Here is a 13,520-nt window from a genome sequence, read left to right on the forward strand (position 1 = left end):
AGTTCATTAAATCAATGTTAAATTAGGCATCAAAATGAACTTTACTTATTGTTTAGTTATGGTTAATTTAACTATATTTGAGTAATGAAAAGTAAAACTCTCCTAATTACTCTTGTTTACGTTATCATATCACTAATTATGGCAACAGTGTGCCATAACCTACTCATTAAATACTTTTTTCAGTCAAAATATTCTTATTTATTTTATTTAAAGGACATTTTTCTTATCCTTACTACAGGACTTATTTTCAAATACATACTTACCAAAAATGAAAATAGAAATATTTCTATTTTTAAAAAATTAAAAAAAACAAATCAAGAAATTAAAGAATCTAACGAAAAATATGATATCGTTGCAAAAGCAACAAGCGATACTATTTGGGATTGGAAAATACAAGAAGACAGTATAAATTGGAACAAAGGAATTGAAGGCGTTTTTGGATATAACCCTGAAGAAGTTGGAAAAACTTCAAAATGGTGGTTTGACAAAATTCATCCTGAAGACAGCATTAGAATGTCTATTAAATTATACTCTTTTATTGAACAAAAAACAGAAAAATGGCAGGATCAATACCGTTTTAGATGCGCTGACGGAAGCTACAAGTATGTTTTAGACAGAGGTTTTTTACTAAAAGATGAAAACGGAAGAGCCATCAGAATGATTGGTGCCATACAAGATATCACTAAACAAAAAGAAGAAGAACAGCGATTAAAACTTTTAGAAACTGTAATCACACAATCAAAAGATTCAATTTTAATTACCGAAGCCAATTCTGTCGATCGAAAAATACCAAAAATAGTTTACGTTAATCCAGCTTTCTCTCAAATGTCTGGCTACCAATCAAATGAAATAATAGGAAAATCTCCAAATATTTTCAAAGGACCAAAATCAGACTCAGATGAACTAAAAAAACTCTTAAGAGCCATAAAAAATGAAGAAGAATGCTTGATAGAGACAATCAGTTATACTAAGAAAAAAGAAGAATACTGGGTACGCTTCTCTATGATTCCAATTTTCAACAATGAAGGCTTAATATCACACTGGATTTCTATTCAAAGAGATATTACCGACGAGAAGACATTGGAAACTGAAAAAGAACATTTAATTCGCGAATTAACTCAGAATAATAAAGACTTAAAACAATTCTCGTACATTACATCACATAATTTACGAGCTCCATTATCTAACTTAATCGGACTTTTAAATCTTATCGAAGATATTCCTATTGAAAACATTGAACTTCAAGAGATTTTAGGAGGCTTCACAAAATCAACTCATTTATTAAACGAGACTATTAATGATTTAGTAAAAGTCATAATCATAAAAGACAATCCTTCTATGCAAAAAGAAGAAGTTTCATTAAAAGAAGTTTTTGAAAATGTCTTCAGTCAACTTTCTTTTCAAATTGAATTACACAAGCCAATTATTAAATTGAAATTCGAAAAAGTTCCTTTACTAAATACAAACAAAGCTTACATCGAAAGTATTTTACTTAACCTGCTTACGAACTCAATAAAATACAAGTCTGAAAACCGTAAACTAAAAATATCAATAACTGCAGAACAAATTGATCAACAAGTTACATTAACCTTTAAAGACAATGGAATTGGAATAGATCTAGACCGAAATCGCGATAAGGTTTTTGGCCTTTACCAGAGATTTCACAACTATCCAGACAGTAAAGGATTAGGCTTATATCTTGTAAAATCTCAAGTAGAAACCATGGGAGGAACGATTAGTATTGAAAGCGAAGTTAACAAAGGCACAACATTTACGATAACATTTAAAAACTAAAACATCATGCTTGAGCAAATTTTATGCATTGACGACGACCCAATTACATTAATGTTATGCAAAAAAGTAATTTCAAAATCATCATTTTCACATGAAATTATCACTGCTCAAAATGGTGAAGAAGCACTACTCCATTTCAATACCTTAAAATACACCAACAATAAAAATAAAGTAAATAAAAAACCAGAATTGATTTTTTTAGATTTAAACATGCCTGTAATGAGCGGATGGGAATTTCTAGATCATTTTATTTCGGCTGACTATAAAGAATTCAACAGCGCAAAAGTCATAGTACTATCCTCTACAATTGATCCTGACGATTTAGCCAAAGCTAAAAAATACCCTATAATAATCGATTTCCTTTCGAAACCAATTACCCTAGCCATGTTAGAATATCTCAAAAAGAAAATAGACATCGCTTAAATCCTTACCACTACTAACCCCTAAGATCCAACAAAAAACATATTTAAAAAGTATGAAATTCAAAAATTCAACATTCAAGTAAAAACTGAATTTAAGATTTTCATTTTTAAACAACAAAAAAGTCCTCTAAAAGAGGACTTTTTTAATATTTAGGAAATTGTAATTAATTACAATTTAGCAACATGTTTCGTTAATTTAGACTTCAAGTTAGAAGCTTTATTATCATGAATGATGTTCTTTTTAGCTAATTTATCAATCATAGAAATTACAGTTGATAATTTTGCAGTAGCATCAGATTTATCAGTAGCTAATCTTAATGCTTTAATAGCGTTACGAGTAGTTTTGTGTTGATATCTGTTAAGAACTCTTCTTTTTTCGTTACTTCTGATTCTTTTTAATGCTGACTTATGATTTGCCATTTTTTTTAATTTTAGATGTAATAATTATTATAAATACTAGTTAAAAAAGAAAAACCTCCCACAATTGCAAAACAATCACTTTGGTTTTAACTAATAAAACAAAAACCGAGACACCAATTTTCATTTTACAAAACTTATTTACAACTAATTTTGTAGTCTGTAAGGGAATCGAACCCCTGTTACCAGGACGAAAGCCTGGAGTCCTAACCCCTAGACGAACAGACCAGCTCTCTTCTAAGTTTTCTTCAATTTAAAACAAATTGAAATTGTAGTCCGTGGGGGAATCGAACCCCCCTTACCAGGATGAAAACCTGGCGTCCTAACCGATAGACGAACGGACCAATACATCAAGTTAAATAACTTATTCGCAGAAAAAAAAGTAGTCCGTGGGGGAATCGAACCCCCCTTACCAGGATGAAAACCTGGCGTCCTAACCGATAGACGAACGGACCATGTATTTCTCTAATGCGGATGCAAAGATACATCTATTTTTTAGTTGCACAATAGCTGATGCAAAAATTTTTATTTTTTTTTAATACGCCTTAGCAAAAAGCACTCTTTTCGAAGATGGATTACCAGTAAACACACAGACTCCCCCCTCTTCAACAGCGTCTAAAGGAATACAACGAATCGTCGCTTTTGTCAAATCTTTTATCTTCTCTTCGGTCGCTGCAGTACCATCCCAATGAGCAGAAACAAATCCTCCTTTTCCTTCTAAAACTTCTTTAAATTCCTCAAAACTATTTACTTCCGTAATATGAGTATTTCGATACTCTAATGCCTTATTAAATAAATCCGTTTGAATCTGCTCAAGCAAGTCATTTACGTACTCAACAATTTTTTCACCAGCAACAACTTCTTTTGTCAAGTTATCACGTCTTGCAACTTCAAAAGTTCCGTTTTCTAAATCTTTCGGACCAACTGCAATTCTTACCGGAACACCTTTCAACTCCCACTCTGCAAATTTAAATCCAGGTTTTTGAGTTGTTCTATCATCATATTTCACAGAAATCTTAAGCTTTCTTAACTTAGCCGTTAACTCATTAACTGCCGCTGTAATTTCAGCCAACTGCTCATCTGTTTTGTGAATTGGAACAATCACCACTTGTATTGGTGCTAAATTAGGAGGAAGCACTAATCCTTGATCATCTGAATGCGTCATAACCAAAGCCCCCATCAAACGAGTAGAAACCCCCCAAGAAGTTCCCCACACGTGTTCTTGCTTTCCTTCGGCATTTGCAAACTTTACATCAAAAGCTTTCGCAAAATTCTGTCCCAAAAAGTGAGACGTTCCAGCTTGTAAAGCTTTTCCATCCTGCATCAATGCTTCAATGCAATATGTTTCATCCGCACCTGCAAAACGCTCTGTTTCGGTTTTAAAACCTTTTACAACTGGAATTGCCATGAAGTTTTCAGCAAAATCAGCATAAACATTCATCATTTTCTCAGATTCTTCTAGAGCTTCTTCTTTTGTCGCATGAGCCGTATGCCCTTCCTGCCACAAAAACTCTGCAGTTCTCAAAAACAAACGCGTACGCATTTCCCAGCGAACTACATTTGCCCACTGATTAATTAACAACGGTAAATCTCTATAAGATTGCACCCATCCTTTATATGTAGACCAAATAATTGCTTCACTCGTAGGACGAACAATAAGTTCTTCTTCTAATTTAGCATTTGGATCAACCATTAATTTCCCTGGTTTATCAGGATCATTCTTTAATCTATAATGCGTAACAATAGCACATTCTTTTGCAAATCCTTCTGCATTTTTTTCCTCAGCCTCAAACATGCTTTTAGGAACAAACAGAGGAAAGTAAGCATTTTGATGTCCTGTTTCCTTAAACATTCGATCTAACTCAGCCTGCATTTTTTCCCAAATCGCATAACCGTATGGTTTGATTACCATACAGCCTCTAACTCCTGAATTTTCAGCTAGATCCGCTTTCACAACCAGCTCGTTATACCATTTCGAATAATCTTCTGATCTTGTAGTGAGGTTCTTACTCATATTATATAGTTTGGCACAAATTTTGTTTTAATTATTTTAACTAAATAGTTTGACAAAACTAACTATTTTTGTAATGTGCAACAATAAAAAACACCACAGATATGAAAACTTATATTACTCTACGTCAAAACTCAAGTCATTTTTACTTAATTGGACTATTGAGTTTTCTGCTTGCGTCATGTGGTTCTTACCAAAACACATCTTATAATGATAATGACGGAGTCTATGGTAATTCCAGTACTAGATACGTTCAAACAAACACATCTAACGCAAACAACCAATACAAAGATTATTTCAGATCTCTTCAAGACGACAACCAGCCTACGGAAATCTTTACAGATGTAGACAGCTACGGAAACTACTCTCAAAACGACAGCACACAAGTTGCCGCAAATGTTTATCCAGCATGGGGAAGCAGTCCATCTGAAGTTTCTGTAAATGTATATTCTGACCCAACATGGTCACTTGGATTTGGTTTTGGTTTTGGATATCCATACTATGGCGGATACTGGGGATACCCAGGTTACGCTTGGGGCTACCCAGGATACTGGGGACCTGGATGGGGCTATCCTGGATGGGGTTACCCTGGATATTGGGGACCACGTTATTACGGAAACTATTCTTATAATTACGGAAGAAGAGGTTCTGCAGCATACTACGGAAGCGGCAGAAACTATAGCTCAAACAGAGATTTTTCATCCGGAAGAAACTATTCTTCAAACAGAAATTATACTGACAGAAGTTTCAACAACCGAAGTTATAACAACAGAAGCTATACAACAGACAGAAACTACACAAACAGAACAAACGGCTATTCTGACTACAGAAGAAGCTCTAGTACAAACGGTAGAAACTACACTACAAGCCCAACGTTTACAAATAGAAGAAGTACAACACAAGGACAAAGTAACAGCTATGATTATTCAAACAGAAGATCAAGCTCTACAACCAATAGAAGCTACAACAACACCAATAGCAGCCCATCTAGAACTTACTCTCCTAGCCCATCGCGTTCAATGAACAGCAGTGGCGGAAGCATGAGATCATCTGGCGGCGGTGGCGGTGGCGGAAGATCTTATGGCGGAGGCGGAGGAGGAAGAAGATAACCTCCTTCTCCTTTTACCAATCTAAAATCACACAAAAACGTACCAAAATGAAAAAAATATTTTTCCTATTAATTACAGGACTAGCTGCCAGTATCTTACATTCTCAGGAAGTTTCTGACGCTTTACGCTTTTCACAAGACAACTTAACTGGAACAGCGCGATTTAGAGCAATGAGCGGGGCATTTGGAGCTTTAGGAGGCGACTTATCTTCTATTAGCGTTAACCCTGCGGGATCTGCTATTTTCATAAACAACCAGATGGGAGTAACTTTTAGCAATCAAAATATTAAAAACAACTCTAATTACTTTGGAACTCAAACTTCAGACAAAGACAATTCATTTATCCTAAATCAAGTGGGCGCGATCTTTGTTTTTAATGACAGAAACCCAAACAACAATTGGAAAAAAATTGCCATTGGAGCAACCTATGAAAACACTAACAATTTCAACAACAATGTTTTCTCAGCTGGAACAAATCCAACTAATTCTATAGACAACTATTTTCTAACTTATGCAAACGGAATTCCACTAGGAGACATCACTGGAATACCTTATAAAAATCAGTTTTACGATGAGCAGCAAGCCTATTTTGGGTATTATGGTTTTGTCATAAACCCTGTAAATCCATTAGACAAAAACAATACTCAATACACTTCTAATGTTCCTGCAGGCGGAAACTACTATCACGAAAACGAAATTTACGCTAGAGGATACAACAGTAAATTAAGTTTCAACATTTCAACTTCTTACAAGGATCGTATTTATTTTGGAGCAAATTTAAACGCACATATTACTGATTATAGAAGATCGAGCAGCTTTTACGAAGACAATTCAAACCCATTAGAACCTACTGAAACAATTTCTAATCTGCGTTTCAACAACGAACTTTACACATACGGAAATGGATTCTCTTTTCAACTTGGTGCAATTGCTAAAGTAACTGATTCTTTCAGACTTGGATTAGCCTACGAATCAAATACTTGGTACGAACTTTATGATGAAGTTTCTCAAAGTCTTCACACTACTACACAAGCTGCAAATGGACCTGAGAAGTACGCAGATATAAATCCTAAAATCATCAATGTTTACGAATCATACACTTTACAAACTCCTGGCAAAACAACTTTTAGTGCAGCGTATATATTCGGAAAATCAGGTTTAATCAGTGTTGATTATGCTATTAAAGATTATGGAAACACAAAATACAAACCTACTAACGATCCAGGCTTTAGAGGTGTAAATAATGAAATCAGCAATCAGCTGACTAATAATGGAGAATTAAGAGTTGGAGCTGAATACAAAATAAACCAATTGAGCTTAAGAGGCGGATACAGATACGAAGGAAGCCCTTATAAAAACAAAACTACTATTGGAGATTTAAACAGTTATTCTGGTGGATTAGGTTATAATTTTGGAGGCACAAAATTAGACTTAGCTTATTCTTATGCTGAAAGAAAATCAAACCAAGGTTTCTTTTCGAAAGGTTTTACTGATGGCGCCAACATCACATCAAAACTTAACAATGTCACATTAACTTTATTATTTGAATTGTAATTTAAAAATAAACCGAATAATAAAACTTCCGTCAGGTTATTGCTTGACGGATTTTTTTTTACTTCAGACAAAAGAAGCCTATTTCAACAGGAAAAAACACAGCATAAAGCGCAATTCGCTTCACAAAAAACACCTAAATAGAACTGAAACAAGCGCTGTTTGAATAAAAAAGTGTAATTTTGCACTCCAATTTATAAAAGTATGAGAACCAAGTCTTTAAAAAAGAACAAAATTAACGTAATCACTCTTGGGTGTTCAAAAAATGTATATGATAGTGAAGTGCTTATGGGACAACTTCGTGCAAACGGTAAAGAAGTTACTCATGAAGCCACTAAGGATGAAGGAAACATTATTGTAATTAACACTTGCGGGTTTATTGATAATGCAAAAGCAGAATCAGTTAATATGATTTTGGAATATGCTGATAAAAAAGACAAAGGATTAGTTGATAAAGTTTTTGTAACTGGATGTTTATCGGAACGTTACAGACCAGATTTAGAAAAAGAAATCCCGAATGTAGATCAATATTTTGGCACAACTGAATTACCTCAGCTGTTAAAAGCTTTAGGAGCCGATTATAAACATGAATTATTAGGGGAAAGATTAACAACAACTCCTAAAAATTATGCATATTTAAAAATTGCCGAAGGCTGCGACAGACCTTGCAGTTTTTGTGCTATTCCGCTGATGCGTGGATCACATATTTCACAACCAATTGAAAAATTAGTTAAAGAAGCACAAGGTTTAGCAAAAAATGGCGTTAAAGAATTAATACTAATCGCTCAAGACTTAACATATTACGGTTTAGACCTTTACAAAAAGAGAAATCTTGCCGAATTATTAGAAGAATTGGCAAAAGTTGAAGGCATTGAATGGATTCGTTTGCATTATGCTTATCCTACTGGTTTCCCGATGGATGTTTTGGAATTAATGAAACGCGAACCTAAAATTTGTAATTATATTGATATTCCATTACAGCATATTTCAGATTCTATTTTAAAATCAATGCGTCGTGGTACAACACAAGCTAAAACAACTCAATTATTAAAAGATTTCAGAGCTGCTGTTCCAGGAATGGCAATTAGAACAACTTTAATCGTTGGATATCCAGGTGAAACTCAGGAAGATTTTGAAATTTTGAAAGGTTTTGTTCAGGAAATGAAATTTGACAGAATGGGATGTTTTGCTTATTCTCATGAAGAAAACACGCATGCATATTTATTAGAAGATGATGTTCCAGACGACGTGAAACAAGCAAGAGCTAATGAAATTATGGAATTACAGTCTCAAATTTCATGGGATTTAAATCAAGAAAAAGTAGGACAAGTTTATAAATGTATTATCGACAGAAAAGAAGGTGCACATTTTGTAGGAAGAACGGAATTTGACAGCCCTGATGTTGACAATGAAGTTTTAATAGATGCATCTAAACATTATGTAAAAACAGGAGAATTTGTTAATATACGCATAATTGAAGCTACAGAATTTGATTTATACGGAGAACCTGCTTAAATTTACCTAAATAATTATCAATTTTAGATAAAACCTTTTTATATGAAACCTACACAATCTTTATTTCTTTTGGTTTTCACCATATTCTGTTTCAATTCTGTTTCAGCTCAATACGGAAACGGATATAATAATGGCTATGGAAATGGTTACGGAAACGGTTATGGAAATGGCTACGGACGAGGCGGCGGAATGGGAATGGACAGAAGTATGATGCAAGGTCCACAAAGCACCCCAAGCAAACCTAAAGAAGTTCCTGTAGAAGAAACTGCTTCACTAATTGTTGAGCAAATGAAACCAGCTGTTAACTTAGATGAATTGCAAGTAATTGCAATAACAAATGTTTTAGCAGACAGTATGAGAGAGCAAGGTATTCTTTTAAAAAATGAAAGCAGCAGTCAAGATGTAAAGATTGAACAAATAAAAGCTTTAAGAGACAGTACAAATAAAAAAATAGCTGCTTTTTTAAATCCTGATCAAGTTACAAAGTACACTACTTTCATGGAAAACTTTAAAGAGATCAAAAAACCTTCTAAATCAAAAAAGAAAAAAGATTCAAAAGATAACAAAGAAAAAGAAGAAGATAAACCTGTAGAAAAAGCGCAAGAATAATTGCTCATCCTTCATCATAAAATGCAACTAACCATGGCAAAAAAACATTTTTGTTATCTATTTTTAGCAATTATAATTACTTCTTGCTCAACAAACCCATACAAGAATACCGAAAAAGTTTATGATCAACAGCTTAAAACACTGGAGAATCAAATTACAAGCAAGGAACCACAATCTATTCCGCCAATAACACCCGTAATCATTGATACTTCGTATGCTGCTCAACTAGGCATCATTAAAGATACTTTATCAAAAACCGGATCTACTGCTTTACAAAATGGAATAAATACAGAATGGGTTGGTACGGTAAACTTCAATTTAAGAAAACCCAGCTTTATTATTATTCATCACACTGCTCAAGATTCACTTCAGCAAACGATAAATACGTTTACAAAAGTTAAAACACAAGTAAGCGCACACTATATTATTTCTGAAAACGGAAAAGTAGTTCAAATGCTAAACGATTATTTAAGAGCTTGGCACGCAGGAAATGCTACTTGGGGGAAAAATACTGATTTGAATTCGACTTCAATTGGGATCGAACTTGACAACAATGGATTCAAACCGTTTACGGAAGCTCAAATTAGCAGTTTAGTTGCTCTTTTAACAAAGCTTAAAAAAGATTACAATATTCCAACTCAAAACATATTAGGACATGCAGATATTGCTCCTGGCAGAAAACAAGACCCAAGTGCATTGTTTCCTTGGAAAACTTTAGCTGAAAAAGGTTTTGGAATTTGGCCGGATGCTGTATTAGAAGAAGCCCCTTTTGACTTTAAAATAGAGCCTGCACTAAGAATAATAGGATATAATACTAAAAATCTTTCGGCGGCTATTATGGCATTTAAACTGCATTATATCCAAACTGATGTGACTGCCACTTTAGACCGAAAAACAATAGACACTATTTATTCGATTTATAAAAAACAAGTTCAATAAATAGTATTCACAAAATACAAAAGCGCATTTCTACAATTTTAGAAATGCGCTTTTTTTATTTCTTTTATTCGTCATTATTCGCCAGCATTAAAACAATTAGCAAAACTTAAAAATGAGTTTAAATACAGATTAGAAGTCCTCATACTATGTACTTTCTTAATTACTTATAATTAACGTACTGCGATAAAACATCAAATAAAGCATGTACAACTTTTTCAATTCTTTGATCTGCAGTAAAAGGGAAAGACATCCAAATAAAAAAGCTGCCAAAACATTAATATGTTTCGACAGCTCCAAAAAAAAAAAAAAATATCAATCTTTATCTCTAGAAAGAGTATGTTGTTGCAAGGAGAGCGTAGAATGATCCGCCAGTTGGAGCAGCATCTTTATCTAAAAAGATATCCTCTGACGCAGCATCGTATCTTATCTCTGGAATAATAGTTAGTTTTCCAACTTTATAATTTAAAGAAGCAGTATTAGCAAAAACATTTGATCCTGTAAGAGTTCCCAAACTTGGAGCAGCACTTTTCGCATCAAAATATTCCATTCTATAAGCTAAAAGTAATGATGGAGAAAATGCATAGTTTGCATAACCTACTAAAGAAAACCACTCACCATCATCTACACTTGAAATATCATTTGTAGTTTTAGCGTAAGTTGCATTAAACCCAAGTCCAAAGCTGTCACTTATTGTTTTTGACGCAACAAAATCAAATTGTGTTTTATTCTCTAAAGAAGATGGATTACTGCTTCCTGAAGTAAAATTCAAATAAGCACTTCCAGTTTCACCAATATAACCCAATTGGCCTATATAAGTTTTTTGAGTAGAACCTGCGTCCATTGCCGATTTAAAATCAGTAGGATTTGTTATACCAAACATCGCTGTAAACTTTCCTGAAGTATATTGTGCTTTTACACCAGTATTAAAAAATGGACCATAAGAAAAAGCATAAGACATACTGTAGTTTTTATTATCGACAGCATCTAAAACTTCGTATCCAATATGAGTTCCAAAACTACCTGCTACCACTTTAAATTTATCTGTGATTTGGTAAGTAAAAAACAATTGTTTTATCAAAAATTTTGCTGTTATATCTTTATCAGTTGTTTCATTGTAGGAGAACTCTCCTGCTCTTTTTCCAAATCCTAAGTCGACAAAAACAGAAGCTTTTCCAAATGTATGCCCCGCCTCTATCGACGCCATTCCTAATTCAAACGAATCCTGTGAGTTGGTAAAGCTCGTTAATCCGTTCATTTGTTTCGAAAAATCATATTTATAGTAAGCATCTGCAGACCCTCCCCAAGTTGTTGCCGGCGAAGTTTTCGTTTCATCATCTTGGGCAAAAGCAAAAGAACTCGTTAACGTCGCGGCTAAAATGTAAAATACTTTTTTCATGTGTTAATTGGTTTTTAGTTATTAATTGATTTTGGTTAGTTAATCTTTTATATATCTATTTAATAGTATAAGTCATTTTTAAAACCCTGAATCTGCCTCTAAAACCTCCTCATTTTCATTAGCGAATTTATTAACTTTTGTATGAGTAGAATAATTGAAAACTACTTTTTTGGCTTTTTAAACGAAGAATTACGGATTACAAAAATTAAAACATCAATAATCATTATTTGACATTTATAAGGTTTCGTTTTTAAAAATTCAACAACCACATTTCACAAATTACAACGAAAAAACAATAGCAAAAATCAAAAACATTAAAAATTAAACACAAAAAACAACAATTTTAAACACAAAAAAGCAATTATACCCATTAAAAAATAGGGGTGTTCAAAAAATAATCAAAAACAAGAATAAAAAGTCATTTTTATAAAACAACACAATAGATCAAAAACAAATCGTAAAAATTCCTACAAAATCAAAAGACTTTAATACTTAAAAAAAACACTTTTAAAAGACCAAATCTCCTTTAAAAACAAAAAACCTGTCCAAGATTTGAACAGGTTTTCACATCGCAAAAAACAACTTTATTCTTAGCTATTATACTTATTTAAATTTCACTCCATTTTATTCCATGCTCTTTGTCTCTGCAAAAAACAGAAACAGTATTAAAACGAAAAGTCTTCAAAACTTAAACAGCAACAACGGAAATACAATTAAACAAAGTAGATCATATTATACCAATAACCAAAAACGCACTGCTATTGCAGTGCGTTTTACTTTTATCTAAATTAAATATTTTTCTATGCTAGTATTTTTTCAATGGCATTCAATTCATCAGATGTAAATTCTAATTTTTGCAAACAATCTATATTATTGTTTAATTGTTTTACTGAACTCGCACCAATCAAAACAGACGTAATTCGTTTGTCTTTTTGCAGCCAAGCCAATGCCATCTGTGCCAAAGATTGATTTCTGTTTTTAGCAATTTCATTTAATTGGATCAGTTTTTGAATACGTTCCTGTGTAACCTCATCTTCCTTCAAATGTCCGTTTGGATTGTGGGCTCTAGAATTTTCAGGGATTCCGTTTAAATATTTGTCCGTTAAAAGTCCTTGTGCCAAAGGTGAAAATGCAATACAGCCTACTCCTTTCTCTTCTAAAACATCCAACAATCCATTTTCAACCCAGCGTTCTAACATGGAGTATTTTGTTTGATGAATTAAACATGGTGTGCCTAATTGCTTTAAAACATCGACCGCTGCACGAGTTTGCTCTGCCGAATAATTACTAATTCCAACATAAAGTGCTTTCCCGCTCCTTACAGCATAATCAAGCGCCATCATTGTTTCTTCAATTGGTGTTTCAGGATCTGGACGATGCGAATAAAAAATATCTACATAATCAACTTTCATCCTTTTCAAACTTTGATCTAAACTTGACAACAAATATTTTCTAGACCCCCAATCACCATAAGGTCCATCCCACATCGTATAACCTGCTTTTGTCGAAATGATAATCTCATCACGCAAATTCCCTTGAAAGTTATGCCACAAAATTTTACCAAAATTTGTTTCAGCAGAACCCGGAACCGGTCCGTAATTATTAGCCAAATCATAGTGTGTAATTCCTTTATCGAAAGCTTCTACGGCGATGCTTTCAGCATTTTCAAAATTATCTACCGACCCAAAGTTATGCCATAATCCTAAGGAAATTTCAGGCAGCAATAAACCGCTTTTTCCACATCTGTTGTATTTCATT

Annotated in this window: 11 protein-coding genes and 3 tRNA genes; 7 read left to right on the forward strand and 7 right to left on the reverse strand. The window is 33.4% G+C overall.

Annotation, left to right across the window (positions count from 1 at the left end; genetic code table 11):
- The first annotated feature begins 138 nt into the window (after positions 1–138).
- Both NLG42_RS23815 and NLG42_RS23820 read left to right on the forward strand, forming a co-directional pair.
- Positions 139–1,794, forward strand: coding sequence for a PAS domain-containing sensor histidine kinase (locus NLG42_RS23815; protein ID WP_233207056.1), 1,656 nt, complete (start codon positions 139–141; stop codon positions 1,792–1,794).
- A 6-nt stretch (positions 1,795–1,800) separates the two neighbouring features.
- The gene (locus NLG42_RS23820) at positions 1,801–2,217 is read left to right on the forward strand and encodes a response regulator (protein WP_089056218.1); all 417 of its coding nucleotides are present in this window, start codon (positions 1,801–1,803) and stop codon (positions 2,215–2,217) included.
- A gap of 167 nt (positions 2,218–2,384) precedes the next feature.
- Here the strand turns inward: NLG42_RS23820 and rpsT are convergent, their stop codons facing one another.
- From rpsT to proS, 5 genes are all read right to left on the reverse strand, one after another.
- The gene (gene rpsT / locus NLG42_RS23825; RefSeq protein ID WP_089052957.1) at positions 2,385–2,636 is read right to left on the reverse strand and encodes a 30S ribosomal protein S20; all 252 of its coding nucleotides are present in this window, start codon (positions 2,634–2,636) and stop codon (positions 2,385–2,387) included.
- 153 nt (positions 2,637–2,789) lie between these two features.
- Positions 2,790–2,861, reverse strand: a tRNA-Glu gene (locus tag NLG42_RS23830).
- 44 nt (positions 2,862–2,905) lie between these two features.
- A tRNA-Glu gene (locus NLG42_RS23835) sits at positions 2,906–2,977 on the reverse strand.
- Positions 2,978–3,016: 39 nt separating this feature from the next.
- Positions 3,017–3,088 (reverse strand) — tRNA-Glu (locus NLG42_RS23840).
- Between the two features lie 80 nt (positions 3,089–3,168).
- The gene (gene proS / locus NLG42_RS23845) at positions 3,169–4,647 is read right to left on the reverse strand and encodes a proline--tRNA ligase (RefSeq protein ID WP_257682618.1); all 1,479 of its coding nucleotides are present in this window, start codon (positions 4,645–4,647) and stop codon (positions 3,169–3,171) included.
- 101 nt (positions 4,648–4,748) lie between these two features.
- Here proS and NLG42_RS23850 point away from each other — a divergent pair, with 101 nt between their 5' ends.
- The 5 genes from NLG42_RS23850 (at position 4,749) to NLG42_RS23870 (ending at position 10,366) form a co-directional block, all read left to right on the forward strand.
- Complete coding sequence (locus NLG42_RS23850) at positions 4,749–5,753, forward strand: hypothetical protein (RefSeq protein ID WP_257682619.1); 1,005 nt, start codon at positions 4,749–4,751, stop codon at positions 5,751–5,753.
- Between the two features lie 47 nt (positions 5,754–5,800).
- A complete protein-coding gene (locus tag NLG42_RS23855) occupies positions 5,801–7,306 on the forward strand; it encodes an OmpP1/FadL family transporter (protein ID WP_257682620.1) in 1,506 nt (501 codons plus the stop codon).
- Between the two features lie 201 nt (positions 7,307–7,507).
- Entirely contained in the window at positions 7,508–8,818 is a 1,311-nt protein-coding gene (gene rimO, locus NLG42_RS23860; protein ID WP_257682621.1) for a 30S ribosomal protein S12 methylthiotransferase RimO, read from the forward strand.
- A 42-nt stretch (positions 8,819–8,860) separates the two neighbouring features.
- On the forward strand, positions 8,861–9,427 hold the full coding sequence (locus NLG42_RS23865; protein WP_089056223.1) for a hypothetical protein: 567 nt from the start codon (positions 8,861–8,863) through the stop codon (positions 9,425–9,427).
- 33 nt (positions 9,428–9,460) lie between these two features.
- Positions 9,461–10,366: an N-acetylmuramoyl-L-alanine amidase gene (locus tag NLG42_RS23870; protein WP_089056224.1), complete on the forward strand. Its 906-nt coding sequence runs from the start codon at positions 9,461–9,463 to the stop codon at positions 10,364–10,366.
- 325 nt (positions 10,367–10,691) lie between these two features.
- Here the strand turns inward: NLG42_RS23870 and NLG42_RS23875 are convergent, their stop codons facing one another.
- Together NLG42_RS23875 and NLG42_RS23880 are read right to left on the reverse strand one after the other, a co-directional pair.
- The gene (locus tag NLG42_RS23875; protein WP_089056225.1) at positions 10,692–11,762 is read right to left on the reverse strand and encodes an outer membrane beta-barrel protein; all 1,071 of its coding nucleotides are present in this window, start codon (positions 11,760–11,762) and stop codon (positions 10,692–10,694) included.
- An 800-nt stretch (positions 11,763–12,562) separates the two neighbouring features.
- Complete coding sequence (locus NLG42_RS23880) at positions 12,563–13,519, reverse strand: aldo/keto reductase (RefSeq protein ID WP_099719490.1); 957 nt, start codon at positions 13,517–13,519, stop codon at positions 12,563–12,565.
- Position 13,520: the final 1 nt, after the last annotated feature.

It is taken from the genome of Flavobacterium plurextorum (assembly GCF_024638035.1).
GTDB lineage: Bacteria > Bacteroidota > Bacteroidia > Flavobacteriales > Flavobacteriaceae > Flavobacterium > Flavobacterium plurextorum.